The organism is Glaciecola sp. MF2-115, assembly GCF_047250385.1.
Classification (GTDB): Bacteria; Pseudomonadota; Gammaproteobacteria; order Enterobacterales; family Alteromonadaceae; genus Glaciecola.
In genome coordinates this window covers 39065-62252 of the sequence record NZ_JBLBVM010000036.1, presented here as the reverse complement: position 1 = coordinate 62252, position 23188 = coordinate 39065, and the positions used below count along the sequence as shown (strand labels likewise).

Annotated in this window: 14 protein-coding genes; all 14 read right to left on the bottom strand. The window is 40.3% G+C overall.

From position 1 onward, the window contains the following. Positions 1-30: 30 nt before the first annotated feature. The 14 genes from ACKLNX_RS02620 to ACKLNX_RS02555 all read right to left on the bottom strand — a co-directional run bounded on the left by ACKLNX_RS02620 (position 31) and on the right by ACKLNX_RS02555 (position 23024). On the bottom strand, positions 31-4869 hold the full coding sequence (locus tag ACKLNX_RS02620; RefSeq protein WP_411694678.1) for an NAD-glutamate dehydrogenase: 4839 nt from the start codon (positions 4867-4869) through the stop codon (positions 31-33). Positions 4870-5125: 256 nt separating this feature from the next. Next, on the bottom strand, positions 5126-7447 hold the full coding sequence (locus tag ACKLNX_RS02615) for an efflux RND transporter permease subunit (protein ID WP_412971117.1): 2322 nt from the start codon (positions 7445-7447) through the stop codon (positions 5126-5128). 4 nt (positions 7448-7451) lie between these two features. Next, positions 7452-8495, bottom strand: a complete 1044-nt coding sequence (locus ACKLNX_RS02610) for a YCF48-related protein (RefSeq protein ID WP_411694680.1) — start codon at positions 8493-8495, stop codon at positions 7452-7454. Positions 8496-8547: 52 nt separating this feature from the next. Continuing rightward, positions 8548-9915 (bottom strand): DUF1329 domain-containing protein, encoded by a 1368-nt coding sequence (locus ACKLNX_RS02605; protein WP_412971116.1) that lies wholly within the window; start codon positions 9913-9915, stop codon positions 8548-8550. Positions 9916-9925: 10 nt separating this feature from the next. Further along, entirely contained in the window at positions 9926-12007 is a 2082-nt protein-coding gene (locus tag ACKLNX_RS02600) for a DUF1302 domain-containing protein (RefSeq protein ID WP_411694682.1), read from the bottom strand. 164 nt (positions 12008-12171) lie between these two features. After that, a complete protein-coding gene (locus tag ACKLNX_RS02595) occupies positions 12172-12396 on the bottom strand; it encodes a DUF2835 family protein (protein WP_412971115.1) in 225 nt (74 codons plus the stop codon). A 41-nt stretch (positions 12397-12437) separates the two neighbouring features. Beyond that, the gene (gene pepN / locus ACKLNX_RS02590; protein WP_412971114.1) at positions 12438-15038 is read right to left on the bottom strand and encodes an aminopeptidase N; all 2601 of its coding nucleotides are present in this window, start codon (positions 15036-15038) and stop codon (positions 12438-12440) included. 2 nt (positions 15039-15040) lie between these two features. Further along, positions 15041-16516: a Na+/H+ antiporter NhaC gene (nhaC, locus tag ACKLNX_RS02585; RefSeq protein WP_412971113.1), complete on the bottom strand. Its 1476-nt coding sequence runs from the start codon at positions 16514-16516 to the stop codon at positions 15041-15043. A 9-nt stretch (positions 16517-16525) separates the two neighbouring features. Then, a complete protein-coding gene (locus tag ACKLNX_RS02580; RefSeq protein ID WP_412971112.1) occupies positions 16526-17869 on the bottom strand; it encodes a sodium-dependent transporter in 1344 nt (447 codons plus the stop codon). 94 nt (positions 17870-17963) lie between these two features. Next, the gene (gene prc / locus ACKLNX_RS02575) at positions 17964-20027 is read right to left on the bottom strand and encodes a carboxy terminal-processing peptidase (RefSeq protein ID WP_412971111.1); all 2064 of its coding nucleotides are present in this window, start codon (positions 20025-20027) and stop codon (positions 17964-17966) included. Between the two features lie 30 nt (positions 20028-20057). Beyond that, positions 20058-20702, bottom strand: a complete 645-nt coding sequence (gene proQ / locus ACKLNX_RS02570) for an RNA chaperone ProQ (RefSeq protein ID WP_412971110.1) — start codon at positions 20700-20702, stop codon at positions 20058-20060. Between the two features lie 25 nt (positions 20703-20727). Next, positions 20728-21009 (bottom strand): hypothetical protein, encoded by a 282-nt coding sequence (locus tag ACKLNX_RS02565; RefSeq protein WP_411694689.1) that lies wholly within the window; start codon positions 21007-21009, stop codon positions 20728-20730. Next, complete coding sequence (locus ACKLNX_RS02560; protein ID WP_411694690.1) at positions 21009-21485, bottom strand: GAF domain-containing protein; 477 nt, start codon at positions 21483-21485, stop codon at positions 21009-21011. Before ACKLNX_RS02560 ends, ACKLNX_RS02565 begins: the two co-directional genes overlap by 1 nt. A 309-nt stretch (positions 21486-21794) precedes the next feature. Next, positions 21795-23024 (bottom strand): nucleoside recognition domain-containing protein, encoded by a 1230-nt coding sequence (locus tag ACKLNX_RS02555; RefSeq protein WP_411694821.1) that lies wholly within the window; start codon positions 23022-23024, stop codon positions 21795-21797. Between the last annotated feature and the right edge of the window lie 164 nt (positions 23025-23188).

Below are 23188 nucleotides of genomic sequence, written 5' to 3'. Positions count from 1 at the left end.
TAAGCAGGGCTATTTGCAGACTTGTGTATTCTAATGGTTTGCCTTCACGCTTAACAGCATCAATTCTCTTAATGCGACAGAAAATTTAGCAAATTCGTGATTATCCGACGTTTTAAACTCTGTCATCATGTGATACCAACGAGCTAAGGCCTCTTCGTTAACTTTACACCAATCGTTAAGGATCTTATCTGCATCCTTTTCTTTAGGTTCAATATTTAACAATACAGAAGTAAGTGAACGTTGTTGCCAGTCTAGTTCCTCTCTGTATGAAGCTCTCGCCAGCGCTTGCCAGTGATTAGCCACAGATTGCTGATTGATTTGCTCAAGGAACCAATGCAGTTCAAAGCGCGAACCTAACTGGTAATAAAGCCTTGCAACCACTTCTACTGGACGAACCTCTAATTCCGCAACTTGTGCTAAATCCATTGTCGAGAACATGTTACTCAAACTCGCGACTCGATAGGCTATATCTTTTGGAACTTTAGCGTCAATCAATCGCATGGTTTCAGCTTGAACTTCTTGGTATTCTTTAGCAACTAAGAAGTCACCTAAGTTTTCTGAAACAACTTTGAACGCAGGCTGATAACGTTTAATTGCTGCTTCTATACTAGCTGTTTTGCCACCATGACGAATATACCAACGAGACGTTCTGCGAAGAATTCGACGCATACTATCTAACATTTTCAATTGTAGTTGTGCGTCGATCTTATTATCAAGTTCTTCGACACTTTCCCATAAGGAAGCCATTCCGAACACGCCCTTGACCACAGTATATGCTTCTGCGACCTGTTCAATGAGTGCCCCCGTTTCTTCTTGTAGACGATAAACAAAGTTCAAGCCCATATCATTAACCATTTCGTTGGTTAATTTAGTCGCAATAATTTCGCTTCTAAGTGGATGGTCTTGCATCTGAGTTTGATATTTTTCTCGCAAAATTGGCGGGAAAGCATCAACTAAGAATCGATCATAGTATGGATTATTCGTTATCTCTGGGATATTGAACTTATCTTTCAGAACCATTTTTCCATAGGCAATTAAGACCGATAGTTCAGGTCTTGTAAAGCCTTGCCCTGTAACGACTCTATCCGAAATCTCTTCATCTGTAGGAATGAACTCTAGCTCTCTATTGAGTAGACCTTCGCGCTCTAAACCATGAATGAATCGCAGTTGCTCTTTGAGCTGCTTAACACCAGCTAGATTCGTGATGGAAATTGATTGGGTTTGTCTGTAGCAATCTTGCAAAACAATGTCAGACACATCATCAGTCATATCATGAAGCAATGCATTACGCTGTTTCACCGTTAACTCACCTGCGTTAACTAAGGTGTTTAACAAGATCTTAATGTTTACTTCGTTATCCGAGCAATCTACACCACCGACGTTATCAATAAAGTCTGTATTTACTAAACCACCATTAGCTGCAAACTCAATACGACCAAGCTGCGTAAGACCCAGGTTTCCGCCTTCACCAATAATCTTGGCTCTAACATCTTTGCCATTTACACGAGTTGTATCGTTTGCTCTGTCACCCACTTCTGAATGCGACTCTTTTGAACTCTTAACATAGGTTCCGATACCACCGTTCCAGATAAGGTCAACTGGCATCTTCAACACATTGTGAATCAATTCATTGGGCGTCATTGTCGACTGACGAGTACCTAAGCACTTTTTCATTTCAGCTGATAAAGGAATTGCCTTTTCAGAGCGTTTGAAAATACCCCCGCCCTTAGAAATAATTTTACGGTTGTAATCATCCCAACTTAACGATGGGTCTTCAAACAAACGCTTACGTTCTTTATAACTCGCTTTTTCATCTGGGTTTGGATCGAAGAAGATGTGCAAGTGATTGAACGCACATATGATTCTTGTTTGTTCGGATAACAGCATACCGTTGCCGAATACATCACCAGCCATATCACCAACACCAACAGCAGTGAAAGGTGTTGTCTGGCAATCCACGCCGATTTCACGGAAATGACGTTTAACTGACTCCCATGCACCGCGGGCTGTGATACCCATTTTCTTGTGGTCGTAACCAACACTACCACCTGAGGCGAAAGCATCACCTAACCAGAAGTTGAACTCATCAGAGATACCATTTGCTATATCTGAGAACGTTGCGGTTCCTTTATCTGCTGCAACAACCAAATATGGGTCATCTTCATCTAGTCGAATAACGTCTTTTGGTGGGATTACCTCACCTTCGATAATGTTATCTGTAATGTCTAACAAGCTGCGTATGAATATTTTATAGCAAGCTTTGCCCTCTTCCTGAATTGTTGCTCTGTCTGCATTTTCAGGCATCGCTTTACAAATAAAACCGCCTTTGGCACCCACTGGAACAATAACAGTGTTCTTAACTTGTTGTGCTTTTACCAGACCTAAAATTTCTGTTCGGAAATCTTCTTGTCTGTCAGACCAGCGTAAGCCACCTCTAGCGACCTTGCCACCACGTAAATGCACACCTTCGATTCTTGGGGAATAAACGAAGATTTCAAACTTTGGCATAGGTAACGGCATATCGCTAATTTCACTTGGTAACAACTTAAATGAAATATAAGACTTTTCGTTTCCTTCGCTGTCATTCTGGTAGAAGTTTGTACGCAGGGTTGCATTCAACAATTCAATGTAACGACGAATGATTCTGTCATCATCAAGATTAGATACTTTGTCTAGCTTGCTTAGCATTTCTTCTTTAAGACTTGCAATCTTCTTCGGCATACGTTTTATCGTCGGGCAGAACATGAGTCTGAACAAACTCACTATATCCGTTGCGATATCAGGGTAATTCGCCAAAGTGTTCGCCATGTAGTCGATACTGAATGATGTTCCTATCTGGCGCATATACTTGGCATAAGCACGCAAAATCGTCACATTACGACCTGTGATACCTGCGCTAAGGATCAGCCTATTAAAGCCATCGTCCTCAAGTGATTTATTCCATGTTTTAGAAAACGCGTCCTGGAACAACTCCTGCGTTCTCTCCATTTCGAAGTTTTGACCGTTTTTATGTAGCATGGAGAAATCCATGATCCAACTTATGTCACCTTCATCATTAGTCACACGATACGGGCTTTCATCAATTACTCGTAAACCGAAGTTTTCTAACATCGGTAGTACATCACTCAAGTGAATTGGCACATCACGGTGGTAAAGCTTCAGTTTTACAACTTCACTCTCAGCACTTTCTTCTTGAGGTCTATAAAAAAGAATATCTAATTTATTATCGTCATTTAATAGCTCAATGCGTTCGATATCAACCAAAGCCGCACTCGGTAAATTCTGTTCAGCATAACTGCGAGTAAACGCGTTAACATATTTATTTTGAATCGCTTTACCTTTAGCCTCTCCATAAGCTGATGTGATTTTTGTTGCTAGCTTGTCTTGCCATGACCTTGTTAACTCGATCAGATTGTCTTCAATTTCCTTCACATCAAACTCCAGGTTATTATTTTTCACGCGTGCAATATAATGCGTACGAGCGTAAACAGATTCAGAGAAATAAGTATTAAACTCAACCTCTTCTTCAGATTTAAATGCGCGTGCAAGTAAATCCTGAGTTTCTTTTCTCAATTGCGTGTTATATCGCTCTCTTGGTACGTAAACCAGACAGGAGAAGTAACGACCGAAAGTATCTTTACGCACGAACAAACGAGAAATCCCGCGTTCTTGCATCTGAAAGATACCAAGAACTATTTGTGCTAGTTCTTCATCGGAGGTTTGAAGTAATTCATCACGAGGATAAGTTTCAACAATATTAACGAATGCTTTGTAAGCATGAGTACCTTTATCAAAGCCCGAAATCTTACACATGCGATCAATTTTTTCACGCAACATGGGCAAATCGGTAGCACTACTATTGTAGAACGAGGCTGAATATAGACCAAGGAAGCGGTGTTCACCAATTACTCTACCCTGATCATCAAATTCTTTTACTCCAACATAGTCCATATAAGCTGGACGGTGCACGCGAGCTCGACTATTGGTTTTAGTGAGAATTAATGGGTTGTCACTCAAAGCTGCGTCTCTAGCACCCGTTGGCAGATTTTTAAGAACGCGCTCGCGATCATTGATAGAGTTTTTCATCAATCCCAAGCTAGATTTATTATCTGGGATCCAACGATGATCGCCCTCAATCGCTTTCACATCGTAGTACCGATAGCCCATTAATGTGAAATTATGGTCGTTTAACCAATCAAGGAAAGTTTTGCCCTGTGACTTAATAGCTGCAGATGCATGAGACTTGGATTTTTCGAATCCTTTGGTAATGCTCGCTAGCTTTTCTCTCATCGGTTTCCAATCGGATACAGATAAGGAAACTTCATTAACAACTGATAGCAATTCATTGCGAAGCTTTTCGATATCTGACCTTTTGGCCTGACGATCGATCTCTATTAAAAATACAGTTTCAGTAAATACAGACGTTGATTTGGATTTGCTATCTGAAAACCCAGTCACCTTATTATCTTTATTTCTCGTGACATGCATTGGGGAGTGAAGCAATAAGTGCGCTGCTATGCCAAGTCGATTGATCGCCATACGAACAGAATCAACTAGGAATGGCATATCCTTAACAATGATTTCGATAATCGTGTGTGATGATTGCCAACCATGTTTCGCTATATCAGGATTGAAAACTTTAATACAAGGACTGCTTTCTTTAAACGTTTGTGTAAGCTGCCACAAGCTCAGAGTGGCACCATAAAGATCACTGTCGCTTCTACCATTAATATCTTCGAAAGACATGTTTTTATATAACAGTCGTCCAAATTGTTGAATTAACGCAGCGTCACCGTTATCCACTTTTTCATTAATGAGGGAAAATACACGTTCTAGTAAAACTGAATGCTGATCGTTCGTTACAGACATTTACGTTCTCGTTAGGTTGTATGTTGAATATGGGAACTAAAGCTGAGTGACTGGGGTTAAAAACCATTCACGGATGAACAAATATTTAACAATATCAGTCATGAAGCTTTCTCTATCTCTTTCATTATCGGCATTTTCTCTAAAATGATGATGATTTGAAAGCACTATTTAACCTTTAATTTACAAATTGCATAAGCATGTAAATTTTATGCATAAAAAAAGGCCTCACGGCCTTTTTTCAAATAATAACTCAAAATTATTTTTCGACCGACTTATACCACAATAGTCTAGCAATGGCCGGAAGTACAATAATTGCCCCTAACATGTTCACAACAAACATAAATGTTAGCAATATCCCCATGTCCATTTGGAACTTCAATGTTGAGAATACCCAAGTACTGACGCCAATGGCTAATGTAATACCGGTAAACAATACAGCACTGCCACGTTCTTTTAGGGCTTCGAGGTAAGCAGCTTGAACTGATAAACCTTCGCGAAGTTTTAGAGTCATGGTAGACAGTATATAAATTCCGTAATCAACTCCAATACCAACGCCTAGAGCGATAACGGGTAGGGTCGAAACTGTTAACCCAATTTCTAGATATGTCATTAATGCTTGGGCAAGCACAGATACAACATACAGTGGAATAACCACAGCGAGTGTCGCGCGTAATGAACGGAAGCTAATGAGGCATAAAATAATAACCGCACCAAACACGTAATATAGCATCGGGTCTTGTGATGCTTTAACCGCTTCATTGGTTGCTGCCATTACTCCAACCGGGCCAGATGCTAACTTGAATTTAAGGTCATCCTTCTCATATTCTTGTCTGATTTCTTTTACCGCTGCAACAATTGTTTCAATCGTTTCTGCTTTATGGTCTTCCATAAACAAAATAATTGGCATTACAGAACAGTTTCGATTCAATAAGCCAGTTGAAGTTGGCACGCGCGAAATGGCCTGTACCATAGTCGATTGATTTCTTGGTAACACTTCCCACTTAGCATTACCTTCGTTATAACCGGCATTTACTCGCTTCGCGACAGTAGGTAAAGAGATCGCAGACTGAACACCTGGAATATTTTCCATCTTCCATTGGAATTCATCCATTGCAGTCATGTAGTCAAATTCAGTACATGCATCAATTTTTGTTTCAACAATAACCGAAATGTAATCGACAGTGATTTCGTATTTATCCGTAATTAAGAATGTGTCTTGGTTATAGCGCGATTCTTCATGCAATGCAGGAGCACCAGCATGTAAATCCCCTATCTTCATTTGTTTAGCCTGCATGAAACCAAAAATGAATAGCACGGTAGTAATAGCAACTATAACAATAGCGACTTTAGGACTGGCACATTTAGCGACAGTATCCCAACTGTTCGAATTCTTCTTACTTGCTTCAGCAAATTTGGCTTTGTATTTATCTGATACTTTTACGTATGACATGAGCACAGGCAATAATAGCAAGTTCGTGAGAATGATAACCGCTACACCCATACTGGCAGTAATCGCCAATTCTCGAATAATACCAATATCAATGACAAGTAAGGTCATGAAGCCAACAGTATCCGAAAGCAATGCAATACCGCCAGGTATTAGTAGTGTTCTAAAAGCATGCTGAGAAGCAACTTTCACATCTATGCCCATTGATGCTTTTTTACCTACTGCGTTTATCATCTGTACGCCGTGGCTCACACCAATAGCGAAGACTAAGAATGGAACGAGTATGGACATTGGATCTAAACCAAAGCCAAATAATGTTAATAAACCAAGTTGCCAAACTACAGCCACAATTGAGCAGAATAGTGGTAGGAAAGTGAGCATTAAAGATTTTGAGAAGAAGAACACCATTATTGCTGTAATCGCAATTGCGATTGCAAAAAATACTAGTACGTCTTTCGCACCTTCAGCCACATCGCCAATCATCTTCGCAAAGCCAATGATGTGCACAGAAGTATCATCGTTTTCGTACAAACCGCGAAGTTCTGTTTCTAATTGTTTGGCAATAGCTAAGGTATCTAATGGCAAACCCGTTTCAGGATCAATATCAAGCAGCTGAGCTGTAACCATCGCACATTGAAAATCACTAGATACTTGTCTGCCAAGGATACCTGCTTTATCAATGTTTTTTCTGACTAGCTCTAAGGCCGCTGGATTAGACGAATCAAAATCGGCTGGAATGACAGGGCCTCCAGAAAAACCACCCTCTACAATTTCTGTAAAACGCGTTGCAGGAGAAAATAAAGAAGTTACTAATGAACGATTCACACCATTAATGAAAAAGACTTGGTCATGAACGTTCTTAAATGTATCGAAGAAGTTTTGGTTAAAGATATTACCGTTCTTATCACAAACAGAAACCAGGACGTTATTTGCACCACCAAAATCTTGGCGATGCTTCATGTAGGTTTGCATGTATTCATGATTTAGCGGAATGTTTTTCTCAAAACCCGCGTCCAGCTTAAGTTGAGACGCGTTGTACAGCAGAAACAAAGTTACTATCGAGAAAAAAGCAATTACTGCGAGTCTATGACGAAAAACTGCTTTTTCTATTGCGTTAATTAAATATGTCATATGATTATTTTAACTCAACTGTCTTAATGCCAGATGCGGTCACAGCAAGCATTTTGTCATTAATTACTAAACCATTCAAAATGGAATCACTCAGATCATTTCCTAATTTTTTTAAGGAAATGTGCACAGCACAGCCTTCGTTATCTTGCGGGAAGAACTCGTTTGTTAAGGTTTTAGTTTCGTCTAATGACAATAAAACCCCGTTGTTACCAGTAATGTAGAGCTTGTCTTTATCGCTTTTAACAATTGAATTTAGAGACGTCGTGACACATGTTTGTAGCTTTTTCCAGCTAATATCATCACTTGGAGAAACGAAAATATTTCCGCGTAAGCCAACCGCGATAAGTTGACCATTTTTGCTTTCTTGAAAGTCGAAGAAGGAACCTCTATATGCAATATCGTAACGTTTCCAGTTTTTACCGAAATCATCACTTACAGCTAACATACCCGCCTCTCCGGCCATGTATAGTTTTCCATTTGAATAACTAAGCCTGTTAAAATGTGGCAAAATGAACGTTAATTCTTCCTCATAAAAAACAGAATCGTCTTTTATGCTATCTAGGTAATCAATGTCGTCTTGAGGAAGCACGGATGCATGTAGTTCTTTCTGCCATGTTTGACCACCATCAATTGTGCGATAAAACAAACCGTATGCACCTACAGCGACGCCATTATTTTCATCCATAAACAATATATCGAGGAAAGGACGATCTAGCTCAGGCATAGTAAGTTGAACTTTCCAAGAACTGCCACCATCTGTTGAATGCAATATAGATGCATCATGACCCACAACCCATGCTTTTGAACCAGTTAAAGCGATGCCAGTGAGTGTTGTTTTGGTTGGGACTGAAACCTGAGTTAAGTTATCTTGATTCGTTCCAGTTAAAATATGCCCTCTTTCACCGACAATATAGATGTTTTCGGCAGCCGCTATGTCAAGCAAGCGTGACTCTTTGACTAATGGAGCCAGATAAGAAGAGTCTGCAGTGGCTGCTGCGCTGAGTGCGAAGAAGCTTGCTAGAGAGAGTTGTTTAAAATTCAATTTCATTTATTCACCGTTAGTAAAAAAAACGGCTGGCTAAGCCAACCGTCTGATTTGTTTATCTCTTGCCTTCTCGCCTTAGAGCTTGTGGCGTGAATTCTCTGTCGTTTGGTTCGATACTGAAGTCGTACATTTGCTCTTCATTATCTAAACCAATCGCCAGATATCGACGAGAGTTCAAATCGTGGTATACATCTAATGTAGACCATTGAGTTGGTACTTCATAGTAGTTTACACCATGAGCGATACCTACACGATATAATTCACCGCGGTTATCATACATATCAGCGACCTGGATCTGCCAGCTATCCTCATCAATATAGAAAGTACGCTTTTGGTAAACGTGACGAAATTCAGGCTTAAGTGTTGCTTCAACAACCCAAACACGATGTTTTTCAAAACGCGTTAAATCAGGGTTAACATGATTTGGCTTTAGAATATCATCATATTTAGCAGCATCGCTATGTAGTGCATAGTTATTGTAAGCAACATATAGCTCTTTTTTACCCTTTAATTCCCAGTTGTAACGGTTTGGTGAACCATTATACATATCGAAATCATCAGTTGTTCTCAAGCCGTCAGCTGCAGTTCCTGGTGCATCATATGCAACGTTAGGAGCTCGACGTACACGACGTTGCCCTGTGTTATAAGTCCATGCTTGACGCGGCTCTTTTACCTGGTCAACAGTTTCATGAACGAGTAAAGCCGTACCCGCCAATCTTGCTGGGCTTGTTACACTTTGTTTAAACTTAAACAAAATATTTTCTTCAGCTAAAGTCTCTGGTGTTACACCATCTTCAGAGTATTTAATCATAAGCTGTTCATCAAAGCCGATGACGTTGAAGTCACCACTTGCCGTTACAGCAGCTTGTCCGCCATTTCGTTGAACAGCAGCACCACGATAACGAAGAGTGTGATTCCAAATAGCTTCTAAACCATTCTTAGGAATTGGGAAAGGTACGCCCATTGAAGCACCTTTCAAACCGTTACCTTCATCAAGCAACTCAGCGCTTAAAGCATTTGCTTTAGTTGCGTCATACACTTTCTGTGGATTACTTGCTGAACGACGTGTTTGATAAACCGGCATTTTATAAGTGTCAGGGTAAGTTTCAAATAACTTTTTCTGACCGTCACTTAAAAACTCAGCGTATTCTTTGTAGTTTGCTGCAGTAATTGTAAATAACACTTTGTCATCTGCGAACGGATCAACGTGAAAACCACCGGGTGTGTAACCAGCTGGAAGTTCAGTGATACCGCCAGTCCACGCAGGAATTGAACCGTCTGCATTACCAGCCTTTTCAGCACCGAGTGGCGTTAATTCTTTACCTAGCTTGTCAGCTTCTGCTTGAGAAACCTTCGCTAATACGATTTGACTAGACAAAGCTAATGCTAGCCCTGCCGTGATTAAACCTAGTTTTTTAATCATTACTACGTCCTTAAATTGCGTATTTGATATTGAAAGATACGAAGTCACGGTCTGAAAGTGCATTGGTTGTGCCTATACCACCCCAGAAAGAGCTGTATGACGCCGTTGCAGACCATTTGCTTAGATAATCAAACGTAAACGATAAGTTTGCTGATTTTCTATCTTCCAAGAATAAGAATAATGGGTCCGGAGTTGTACCATTTACGTCATGAGCAAAAGTTGCTCTTGTTCGTAAATTAATACCTGCAAATATATTGTTAAAATCAGCAACCGCTAATAAACGATAGCCCCAAGCGCTATCTGTAGCGAATGGATTTGTTTCTGGACCGTCAGATAAACCAGTATGTAAACCGGTTCTGTCGCTAATTATATTACCAGCACTATCAACAACAGGCTCCAATGATGGTGTTCTTGATGTTCCTGGCGCATTCAAGCGAATAACACTCGGATCTGGGAAGTCTACTACGCGGACATAACCAGCCTCACCTAATAGAACTAAGTTATCAGTTCCAAATTTTGGACCGAAAATGTGAGAAGCTGTCATTTGAGCTTGCCACGTATCCGATAATAAATATCCTTGTGCCGTTTCACCAGGTCCAACATTTCTGCCGATGTTATTCAACTGTGAAATGCCAGCAAGGTCAGGTCTTAAACCCGCATTTGCTAATTGCTCAGGCATACCTGTATAAAGCAATTCGACATCGTCAATTTGTAAAGGTTCATCAACACGATAAGCAAATTCACCTGCTAATGCCGTTTCACCCAAGTTAGTGTTGAAACTAACACCATATAATTTGATATCTTCTGGGTAGTCGAAACGAGACTTAGTGAATGCACGTAAATCTGTCACATTATCTCTGGTAATTCCGCCTGGAGATGCTAATAACGCTAAGTCAGCAGCAATAGCTTCAGGTCGAAAATCAGACGTTACACCAGCCACTAAAGGACGTTGGCTATGATAATTTATGTGGTAGAAACTAAATTCAGTTTCGTTTAACTCTGAAGCAAACCACGATAATTTGATACCATATTGACCTTGATCATCTGCATCATTGTGCGCAGCGTCACTTTGTTCTCTCACCGCAACTTTCGTTGGATATGCTAAGTAAGCAGCTCCGATTAGTGCAGGATCAGCACCGCCTTGTAAAGCAGCACCTAATTGATTCAATTGAGTAAGAAGCGTATCAGCATCGATATCCGGATTACCTGTAAATCCAAGTTGGATATTGTTGAAAGAACCGCCCTCACCCGCAAAGTCATTGCCAGCGAAGTAACTACCAGAAACTGGTAATAATGAACGTTCCCATTCGTATTGGTAATAAGCTGATAAACTCACAGTGTCACTGACACCAACTGAGGCAAATAACATACCGACAGGAATGAATACTTCTTTAAGTTCTGCACCTGGAGCACGAGCTCGCGTAACATCCACTGGGTTTGTAGTATTAATACCGTGCTGGATGAAAGTACTTTCCCCCCAGCTCACAACTTGGTCACCAAGACGCAAAGATACAGGCATATCACCGACATAGAAGTCCGCGTAAACGAATGCATCTAACAGTCTGAAGTCTGAGCAGAGCTCGTCAGAAGCTGTAGAATCACGACAAGGATCAGCTACATTGCCCGTAATTGGGTTTGTATATGCACGATCATTGTCGGAGTTTTCGAAATCGTAAAAGTAGTATCCACGTGCGAAGAAGCCAAAATCACCATAAGCGAGTTCTAGTTCATGCAGACCTACAAACTGAGTCGAGAAAGCATCGCCTTCATCGTATGATAAGTTACCAAGGTCACCATTGGTAGAATAAGCACCATCAGTTAAGGCCCAAACGTCAGCAGAAGGATAAATAACGTTTGTTGCAGCGTTATATCCTGTCCAATCAAGACCCGGTTGGTTACTGTGGCCGATAAGATTAAAGTCTCGTTCCTCAGTTCTTATGCTGGTAGCAAGTGTAAAATTTGAATCGAACGTTATTGATAAATCACCAAAGTTCCAATCAGCAGCATTTGCGCTTTGAGACGTTGCTGCTAAAAGTGCAGCAACACCCACTGCTATTGATGATTTTTTAAATGCGCGAGGCTTATATGTCATGTTCCTACATTCTCCCGAACTATCGTTTTCCACGATATTTTTCTAGTAATACGTAAACTATTAACAAAATGATTACATCATTTTACATCAATCGCAAGAACAAATCGTACCAGTTAATGATTTATGCAATAAAACGGCATAAATACGACGACTTTGCTCTATTTTCAACCATCTACCCTCTCAAATGATTGAATTTTATTCTCGCTATTTACGGTAAGACAAAAATAGCCCTTAATTCCCGTTGGTTCAACAAAGGGTCTTAACCTAATTGATGGTATTTGAACTCGTTCACCCGTTGTCGCCATCACAACAACTGTTTTAATACTCGAAAGATACAAATTCTCACATTCCAAATAGGAAAGATTTATGTTGAATAAGTATCGTTTCATTATCTTGTGTCACTCATATCTAAGTAGACGGCAATGCTTCATTAAGCCAAACTTTTGCTGACTTTTTCATATACATCTTTGCTAAGCTCATTCCTAGCAAGTAACCTATTAAGTTGCATTTTCATCAAGTCCTGGTGAACTGTTGAGTACTTCTTGAATTGGATAAGTGGTGTTACTAACCTAGACGCGATTTGCGGGTTTATCTTATCCAATTCTATTAGGTAATCTGCTAAAAATTGATAACCACTGCCGTCCAATGCGTGAAAGCCGTCAGTATTATAAAATGAAAAGCTTCCCACTAAAGAGCGTACTTTATTCGGGTTTTTGATATTAAACTGTTTATGACTAGCCAATAATGTCAATTTAGCCAGAATATCATGGCAAGAGGTGCTTGCGTGCAGTGCGAACCATTTATCCATGACGACAGCGTTTTCAGAATACTCCTCTTCAAAAGAAAGCATCAATTTTTCGAATAAATCGACTGAACAAATCTGCGCGGCTTTTAAAGTATTCAATTTATCCGTCATATTATCAGCTTTGTAAAAGCGGGCTTCTAAGTCTTTGCTAACAAGTTCGGATTTCGAATAACTTAATAATTGGAGAATGGCGCTACTTAATCGCCTTTCATTTACTTGCGTTTTTGTATAATCATACTGACGTACTGGTATTTCATTCAAAGTATTAAGCAGAAAGTCGGCAAGCTTATTTTGCATGTCTGCAAGGAAACTTGAACGCGCCCTGGATAACTTTAATGGCTCTGAAAGCTTTAAACTTTGTGTTAACGTTTCGATACTAGGTACGGAGAGCATTTCGTTCAATAACTCAAAGTTATCATTTGCCTGTGTCAATGCAGCTTCTAGCTTATTCCAAACTAAAGTGGAAATATCAGCTTGCTCATCTTTGTATACTTGCAGAATCAGTGCAGTATAGAATGCTTGGCTCGCGTCCCACTTAGCGTAATCACTTGAAGAATGCGTCATTATCAGCACTAAGTCTTCAAGCTCGTAAGGGTAAGTGAGATTAACTGGGGAAGAAAAATCACTGAGCAATACTGGTACACAATCATTTGTTGGTACACTTAACTCAGCACAATCAGCATCAAGGACAAAAGTATCGTTGTTCAAACCAATATCTATCTTGCTTCCGTCACTGTCATCAATACACTCCATCTTGATAGGAATGTAAAGGGCATGCTTTTCTGATTGACCACTTGTAGGTTCAGTTACCTGTTTGAACACTAATTTGTTCTGATCTTTAGAGCTAGTTTTTTCGACGTTAACCTGGGGCGTTCCAGATTGCGAATACCATAATTTGAAGTGAGTTAAGTCAACATCATTAGCATCCTGCATTGCGTTAACAAAATCATCACAGGTTACCGCTTGGCCATCATGACGTTCAAAATACAAATCCATGCCTCGCCTAAAACCATCCGCGGTTAACAGCGTGTGCATCATTCTGATAACTTCTGCACCCTTGTCGTACACAGTCACTGTGTAGAAGTTGTTCATTTCGATAACTTCGTCAGGTCGAATTGGGTGACTCATTGGGCCGGCATCTTCCGCAAACTGATGTTCACGCATGACTTTTACTTGGTTAATACGCGTTGCCAAATAGCTAAACATATCTGCAGAGAATTGTTGATCTCTAAATACTGTTAAGCCTTCTTTCAAACTTAGTTGGAACCAATCTCGACAAGTAACTCTATTGCCAGTCCAGTTGTGAAAGTATTCATGACCAATAATCGATTCAATATTAAAAAAGTCGTCGTCCGTTGCTGTGTTTGAATCAGCTAAAACATATTTACTATTAAAAACGTTAAGACCTTTATTTTCCATCGCTCCCATATTGAAGAAGTCGACAGCTACTACCATATAAATATCAAGGTCATATTCTAGGCCATACACCTCTTCGTCCCACTTCATGGCTTTTTTAAGCGAAGCTAAAGCGTGCCCGCCTTGTGATAATTTACCTTTGTCAACAAACAACTCAAGTTGAATCTCGCGGCCGCTCATAGTGGTAAATGTATCACTGAGTTTGTCGAAGTCTCCAGCGACTAAAGCAAACAAATAACATGGTTTCTTGAATGGATCATGCCATTTGACTAGCTTCTTTCCCTGCCCTAAATCTTTTTCTTCAATTAAGTTTCCGTTGGAAAGCACATGTGGGAATGTTGATGCGTCCGCAACGATGGTGACCGTATAAACAGACAATATATCAGGGCGATCTAAGAAATAAGTGATCTTGCGAAACCCTTCAGCTTCGCACTGAGTACAATAAGCACCATTTGAAAGATACAATCCTTCTAAGGTCGCGTTATTGCTCGGATCAATGCTATTTTTAATAAGCAATGTGAAGTTTGTTAAATTCGAAATTGCTCGACTATCAATAATTAACTTACCGTCATCAACTTTATATGCGCTTAAGTCTTTACCGTCAAGTTGGATAGAAATAAGAGACAGATTTTCTCCGTCTAATGCTAAATCAAGCACCTCACAATTATTTGTAGATGGGGATTTTTCGAAATTAAGTGTTGACGTAACAATAGTTTTGTTTGCATCGAGTTCAATCACTAAATCAACTGTGTTGATAAGATACTGAGGCGCTTGGTAATCCAAGCGCTTTTTCACAATAGCATGAGACAAATTTAGATTCCTTGCTCTACCACCTTAACTTTAGGCGGTGTTAATCGAAGAATTTTAATACCCATAAAAGCATAAATCACGGCTAGTATAGGGTTAATTAGGTTGAAAAATGCATAAAATATATAATCAACAACGAGTACACCAAGTACGCCTTGCATATAAGCACCACACGTGTTCCACGGGATTAATGGAGATGTGATCGTGCCACCGTCCTCAAGGCTTCGTGATAAGTTCAACTGATGAAGCCCACGCTTCTCAAACTCTTCTTTATACATTCGGCCAGGCATAACAATGCTGATATATTGATCGGCCGTTATTAAGTTTGTTCCAATACAAGTAAGTATGGTCCTAGTTATCATGTCACCTGCAGTCGTCGCGCCGAGCAGACATGCTGAAACGATGCGTTTCAACAAACCTACGTTTTCTAAGACTGCGCCAAAACTCATTGCACAAATAATCAACCAAACGGTATTCAACATACCAGCCATACCACCGCGGCTTAACAAATCATTCAGCTTTTCGTCAGGTGTCGTGATCGTGACACCATCAAACAATGCAGTCCATACTACCATTAGGTTCTGAACGAACGCTGAACGTTCATTATCTAGCATTGAATCGACTAATTCCGGCTGAAAGATCAATGCCCAAACACCACCAAGCAAGGCGCCAATAGCTATGGCTGGAAATGCAGGCATCTTTTTTATTGCTAATGTCAACAAAACCAATAAAGGGATCAGCATGTGCCATTCAAGGTTAAAATAGGACTTCAACGTTTCCTGCATAATTGCGATGCTGTCTGACACTTGAGTAGTATCTTCCTGAAAACCCAAAACAACAAATAGAATCATAGCAATACCGAAACTTGGAACTGTCGTCCAAAGCATGTACTTAATATGCTCAAACAAGTTAGTGCCCGCAATTGCCGGTGCTAAGTTCGTTGTTTCAGATAGAGGAGAAAGTTTATCTCCGAAATAAGCACCCGAAATAACCGCACCCGCTGTGATAGCAAGTGACATCTCCATTCCTGTTGCCACGCCAATTAGTGCAACACCCACGGTTGCAGCGGTTGTCCAAGAACTGCCTATACTCATCGCGACTACTGCGCATACAAGACATGCTGCGGCGTAAAAAAATGTAGGGTTTAACAAACTTAATCCGTAATAAATTAATGTCGGTACCGTACCCGCAAGCATCCAAGTACCGATTAATGAACCTACTGCAAACAAGATTAAACATGCCCCTAAAGACATGGAAATACCTTTAACAAGCCCTGCCTCTATTGAATCCCAGGTATGGCCGTTTTTAAGACCGATAATTGCCGCAATCCCCATCGCAAGAAGCAACGCAATTTGATTTGGACCATAAGAGGAATCCCCGCCATATAAATAAACAGCTGAGCCCATAAGGAATACGAGTGCAATAATTGGTATTAAAGCATCGAGAATTGTCGGCTCTTTTAATTGTTTTTGGGTGGACATGTGATTTCCTTATGCTGTCAGCGAACGGTAGAACATAAATGCAATAACTACAGGGCATACGAATTTAATATACCAAGGCCAAATCTTCCAAAATAAACTTTGTTCAGCGTCTTCTTGCCCGTGCTTTAATTCGCTCAGTATCTCATTTCTGTTCCAAACCCAACCGGCGAAGATACACAATACGAAACCTAACAACGGTTGACTGTACTCCGTTGTCATAGTGATTACTAAGCCAAATAAAGCGTTAAAATTAAGGATTATGACACTTGATATGATTAATACCGCAACGCTCAAAATTGCAGAAGCTTTCTTTCTTTTCACACCTTTATGGTCGACCATATAAGCGACGGGCACTTCAAGCATTGAAATAGAAGAAGTTAAAGCGGCAATTACCATCAATGCGAAAAAGCCTGTAGCAACCGCCCAACCTACTACATCGATTGTAGCGAATAAAGCAGGTAACACATTGAAGATTAAGCTATCACCTTGAATGAGCGCACCAGAATCGGTAAATATCTGAACGCCATTGTGAGCCGCCACATACATCGCGGGTATAATTAACATCCCAGCAAATACTGCAACACCAATGTCTACTAATGCAACCGACGCACCAAGCTTAGGTAAGTTTTCATCTTTGTTGATATACGAGCCATAAACCAGCATCGTACCTACACCAAGGGACATAGAGAAGAAGGCTTGACCCATTGCGTCAATCAGCAAACCTGCATCAAGTAAGCGCGTGAAATCAGGAACGAGATAGGCTTTCCAACCATCAACAGCTCCGTCTTGGAAGCTGACATAAATGATTAAGATAATAATGATGGCGAACAGTGTAGGCATTAATCGAACTGACCAACGTTCGATACCGTTACTCACTCCACCACTAACAACGAAACCTGTTAGAAATAGAAACAAAGCCATGAACGTCGCATTTCTAGATACGGAAAACTCAGTTAACCACGGAAGGCTGAACCCAATCATGTTGCTTGCCGCATCGACAAAGAATGCGATCATCCAACCGGCGACAATGCTGTAAAAGGCTAGAATAAATACAACGGTTAAGAGACCAACTGAGCCAGTAAAAATGCCGGCTATACGAGTATTTGCGTTGCTAGAAATAGATCCCAGTGCGTCAATCATGTTCGCGCGCTTTGCACGACCAATGATTAACTCCGCCATTAGCACTGGGTAGGCTAATAGAAAAGCCATAACCAAATACATTAAAACAAAAGCAGCACCGCCGTTTTCAGCAACTTTAGTTGGGAAGCCCCATATGTTACCTAATCCGACCGCAGATCCTGCAGCAGCCAACACGAAACCTAGTCGTGAGGAAAACTCACCGCGTGCACTCATAATTACCCCATTATATTTATTTTTATTAGTGGTACTTTTTAAGCGAATAAAGGCAGCTTTGCTGCTGCCTTTTACTCTATCGTTCTATATATCTTTATTTTTCCAGATTTAATGCATAGCTTCCTGAATTCACCATATCAAAGGTGATATTGGCTGCTTCGAATAAGAATGGATCTATTTTATCCAACTCTTCAGGCAAGTCATCTTCCAAAGAGGTAACTTTCTCCAAGCCCATTCTTTCTAGTCTTTCATTAATTCTGACAAGTTGTTTTTCTTCGTTTTCTTTCTTGGTTTTTAAGCGTTCTGATTCAACTAAACTAATATAGTTTTTATCTTTATTCTTGTTGTATTCTTCAATGTCATTGAAGATGTAAGCAAACTCTGGATCCTTCATTACACGCGCGGTATGTTTAGCCGCTAATCCATCAATTAGACCGTCATAATTGCCTAACTGCGAGTAGTTTGCTTTTTGAATACTATCGTAAGGAAGTGCGTTTTCTTCTTTACTTTCGCCCCATTCCGCAGGATCAATCGGTGAAGGATATAAGATATCCGGTAAAACGCCTTTATGTTGAGTGCTGCCGCCACTAATTCTGTAAAACTTTGCGATTGTGAATTGTACGGCGCCTAGTTTTTTGTCTAAGTCATAAATACGGCTTAAACCTCTATGCTGCTGGACAGTGCCTTTACCAAAGGTTTGTTCGCCGATAATGATAGCGCGCTTATAATCTTGCATCGCTGCAGCAAAGATTTCACTTGCTGATGCGCTGTAACGATCAACCATCACTGTTAAAGGACCCGCATAATGGACAACACCGTCAGTGTCTCGGTCTACGCTAATACGTCCATTTTCATATCGAACTTGTACAACAGGGCCTTTGTCAATAAACAAACCGCTAAGAAGCACGGATTCTGGTAATGAGCCACCGCCATTACCTCGTAAGTCTACAATGACTCCTTGAACGTCTTCTTCCTTCAACTTATCAAGTTCTTTTTTTACGTCGACATGTAAATTGTGGTAGAAACTAGGGATTGTGATTACACCTAGTTTTTGACCTTTATGTGGTCCTGCATCTGGTATGTAAACCTCTGATTTTGCTGCTCTATCTTCGAGTTTTACTTTGTCTCGCGTAATTTGTATTTCAGCGATTTTTTTACTTTCACTGGTGCCTTTCAGTACTTGTAGTTTTACAACACTTCCTTTAGGCCCTTTGATAAGTTCAACAACTTCATCTAAACGCCAGCCTACTACATCAACGAACTCTTCGCCCTCTTGAGCAACAGCAATAATTTTATCTTCAGGCTTTATTTTTGCTGATTTATCCGCTGGTCCGCCTGCCACTAAGCTAACAATAACAGTATGGTCATCTTCGCTTCGTAAAACAGCACCAATACCTTCTAATGACAGGTTCATTTCCATTTGGAAACGTTCAGTGTTGCGCGGTGACAAGTAACTTGTATGCGCTTCAATACTTCGCGCAAATGAATTCATGACTGTTTGAAAAACATCTTCGCTATTAGTCTGAGAAAGGCGTTTTATTGCACGCTGATAACGTTTGGTCAGAATGTCTTGCGTTTCTTCCCATGTTTTATCCGCCATCTTGAGGTTTAAGGCATCGTACTTAACACGTTGACGCCAAACTTCATCTAGTTCTGCAGTCGTTTTTGCCCAAGCAGCCTCTTCTCTGTCATAAAAATACTTATCGCCTTCAACTTCATAATTGAACGGCTTATCTAGCTGTGTAAGAGCAAATTTAAAACGTTCAGCACGACGCTTTAAATTCACAATATACATATCATAAGCAATGTCTAGTTGACCTTGACGAATTGCATCGTCAAAAGCATCTTTAGATTTTTCAAATTCAGCAATGTCAGAGGCCAAAAAGAAGTTTCTATTAACATCAAGTGAACGTAAATAACGCTCAAACACTTTCTGAGATAATTCGTTATCTATCTTGATTTTTTTATAATGTGAACGCGTAAAGTGATCGGTAATACGTTTCGCAGATTTACTGTGTTGGGACTCTTGCGAAAGCTCAGGAATGGTTTCTACTGTTTCAGTTGTAGGGCCCGCAAAGCTTGCACCGACGACCAAAGCACTTGCTACTGAAATCCATATCAATTGCTTTTTAAAAGTTGTACCCAAATTTAACTGCATATTACCTACCTTACTGTGTTTTGCATGACGTTATACGACTAGACGCAACTGTGCGCGTTGTACTTTGACCGACATGCCTGAATTTAGTTGCACTTGTATGCCATCTTTTGCAACTTCAGTGATGGTGGCCGGCATTGGCGTACTGCCAACTTTAACTGACACTTGTAACCCTACCTTTAGGTCATCGTCAACCAATTCACGAACTTTAACTTTAGTTGGTGCAGGCTTTGACTTACGTTCAGTAGGTTTCTTATCGGACGCAGCACCTTTGCCAGGTATCTTCGCTCGATTTTTTAAACCTTTCTTTTCTTGAAGTTGCTTCTTCTGCTCTTGACGTTTCTCCGCAGCTTTAGCTTTACTCTCTTTCAATTGAGTCGCAGCATGGTCAGCATGCTCTTTCTCTACTAACTCACCATCAACACCATCAAGGTCGACGCGATGAGCGCCCTCTTTCACTGAGGCTAGGTATTTCCAACTACTGGTGTAATGCCTCAAAGACATTCTCAACAGACGTTTACTTAATCCAGTATCATCTTTAAGGCGTTCAGACAAATCGTGAAAAATGCCAATTTTAAGCGGTTTAGCTTCAGCTTGAAGCGAAAAGCACTTAGGAAATTCGGAAGCAAGGAAGGCTAAGACTTCTTTACTGTTTGCTAATTTTTGTTGTTCGTCCATTAAATTACTTCGTAGTTTGTGTTGTTTACGATTCTTCGGAATCATCCCAAGTTGAGAGTAGATGATCCACCCAATCAACCAAGTCGTCAACCTCAATATCTAATAAATAGCTCTCGAGGTGCCAATGTTCCCACGTTTTCTCTATGATTCTGTGAATTTTTTCTACTTCTTCGTCTTCATCAATATGGTCAAAAACCATATGTAAGATAGTATTTAGTTTTTCTGACGCTTCGTAAGGATCATCATGCACATCCTCCATATCGTCTGGCGTACTCAGCATTACGTGAATGTCGACTAAACTCTTCACTATGCAGCTTCCGCTATATTCATTGCTTGCACAAAGATGTTGACGAGGGTTTCAAGCCCATTCTTGTCTTCGTTATCAAACCTATTTATTACTGGGCTATCCAAATCAAGTACGCCGATCAAACGATCATTGAACATAATTGGTAGGACAATTTCAGAATTTGATGCTGTATCGCACGTAATATGACCTTTGAAGTCATGTACATCTGCAACAACAATTGTTTTTTGAGTTGCTGCAGAGGTGCCACAAACACCTTTCCCCATAGGAATACGTATACAAGCAGGTTGCCCTTGAAACGGCCCTAAAACTAGCTGTTCTTCTTTGTAAAAGTAAAATCCAGCCCAGTTAACTTGTTCCAAGTTGTTGAAAAGCACGGCGGCGATATTCGCCATGTTGGCAATCATGTCAGATTCACCAGTTATTAACGCCTGTACTTGGGCATTGATTAATTCATATTGTTTAATTTTATGGCTCATTCGCTAGAATTATCGCTCGGTAATATAGTTAAATTATAAGTTCGCATAATAACACTCAGTGAAAGCCCAATAGAAGCGCTTTCACTCTATTTACTCAAAGAAGTGATATTTATGACGAAATGATGCCTTATTTGTAAGCAAGAATGTCAAAAACGATTCAAAAATCCGATTAAAACTCGCCAGCCTGATGAAAATTGCCGTAATTTAAAACGACAAGCATTCACCAAGCTTTGATAAAACGAGTAACTTGCAACCGTGCTTCTTTCAATCGCGTTTAGCTCATTCAAGCTACGTTCAGCCAAGCAACGCTCAACCAAAAAACCAATAACTCACACAAATAGCGGCAAAAATACCAGCGAAATCGGCAGCCAAACAACAAGCTACTGCGTATCGGCTATGTTTAATTGCTACGGCACCTAAATAAACGGCTAGTACGTAAAAGGTCGTCTCGGTAGAACCTTGCATGACTGACGCTAATCTGCCCGCAAAAGAGTCTGCGCCATGGTGTTGCATGGTCTCTATCATGAGCGCTCTCGCTCCACTACCACTTAGTGGCTTCATCAATGCATTCGGTATCGCATCTACAAAGCGAGTATCCATACCGACACTACTTACCAAATAAGATACTCCATTCATGACCATATCAAGCAAACCACTCGCTCTTAGCATGCCTATCGCAAACAGCATTGCTAATAAAAAAGGAATAATTGTGATGGCAACTTCAAAACCTTGTTTCGCACCATCGACAAATTGTTCATAAGTATTTTGTTTTTTTCGCCAGCCTTGCACTAAAACTACAACAACAAATAGCAACAGTAAGAAATTAGCAATCAGTGAAGACTGCGCCGCGAGTTGATCAGCTGCCAATTTCGAAAAATATAATATGACCGCAGCTAGTAAGCTAAATACGCCTACCAGATAAGTTAGAACAACTCTATTAAATAGATTAACTTTCTGTACGGCACAAGTGACGAAAAGACCAAAAAGCGTAGAGGCACTTGTAGCCAGTAGTATTGGAATGAATACATCAGTTGGCTGAGCTGCCCCCTGTTCTGCACGATAAAGGAATACTGCAATTGGGAATAGCGTTACGGAAGATGTATTTAAAACTAAAAATAGAATCTGAGAGTTACTGAGTGTGTCTTTCACAGGCGATAAGCTTTGCATGTCTTGCATTGCCTTAATGCCGAATGGTGTTGCAGCGTTGTCTAAACCTAAAACATTGGCCGACATATTCATTGTGATACTGCCCAATGCCGGATGGCCGCGGGGAATATCAGGCATAATGCGACAAAGTAAAGGAGCCAGAACTTTAGAAAAGGTAGCGATCAGTCCTGAATGCTCTGCAACTTTGAATATTCCTAACCAAAATGCTAAGAGTCCTATCAAGCCTATAGCGATATCGACACTAGTCTTCGCCATTGACGTAACGGCGTTCATGACGTCTTCAAAACCACCTAAATCACCCGTTACGACTACATTCCAACAAGTCGCAACAAACGCGCTAACAATAAAAAACAACCAAATTCTATGGAGCATCATTACCCTATGATTTTATTAGTTAACTCACACGGAGTTATTTATTAGGTTTTTCAGGCTTTAAACAAAGCAGCATATTAAGAAAAACTTACTGCTGCATGAGCAAATTTAATGTGTCTAAAATTACCATAATAAATCGACAAACTCAGCGATTTTTAATTTTC

Coding starts and splice junctions, on each gene's coding strand:
- ACKLNX_RS02560 (WP_411694690.1), bottom strand. CDS start 21,485: ATGAGCCATAAAATTAAACAATATGAATTAATCAATGCCCAAGTACAG.
- ACKLNX_RS02555 (WP_411694821.1), bottom strand. CDS start 23,024: ATGCTCCATAGAATTTGGTTGTTTTTTATTGTTAGCGCGTTTGTTGCG.
- nhaC (WP_412971113.1), bottom strand. CDS start 16,516: ATGTCCACCCAAAAACAATTAAAAGAGCCGACAATTCTCGATGCTTTA.
- ACKLNX_RS02620 (WP_411694678.1), bottom strand. CDS start 4,869: ATGTCTGTAACGAACGATCAGCATTCAGTTTTACTAGAACGTGTATTT.
- ACKLNX_RS02615 (WP_412971117.1), bottom strand. CDS start 7,447: ATGACATATTTAATTAACGCAATAGAAAAAGCAGTTTTTCGTCATAGA.
- ACKLNX_RS02580 (WP_412971112.1), bottom strand. CDS start 17,869: ATGAGTGCACGCGGTGAGTTTTCCTCACGACTAGGTTTCGTGTTGGCT.
- ACKLNX_RS02610 (WP_411694680.1), bottom strand. CDS start 8,495: ATGAAATTGAATTTTAAACAACTCTCTCTAGCAAGCTTCTTCGCACTC.
- prc (WP_412971111.1), bottom strand. CDS start 20,027: ATGCAGTTAAATTTGGGTACAACTTTTAAAAAGCAATTGATATGGATT.
- ACKLNX_RS02595 (WP_412971115.1), bottom strand. CDS start 12,396: ATGAAACGATACTTATTCAACATAAATCTTTCCTATTTGGAATGTGAG.
- proQ (WP_412971110.1), bottom strand. CDS start 20,702: ATGGACGAACAACAAAAATTAGCAAACAGTAAAGAAGTCTTAGCCTTC.
- ACKLNX_RS02605 (WP_412971116.1), bottom strand. CDS start 9,915: ATGATTAAAAAACTAGGTTTAATCACGGCAGGGCTAGCATTAGCTTTG.
- ACKLNX_RS02600 (WP_411694682.1), bottom strand. CDS start 12,007: ATGACATATAAGCCTCGCGCATTTAAAAAATCATCAATAGCAGTGGGT.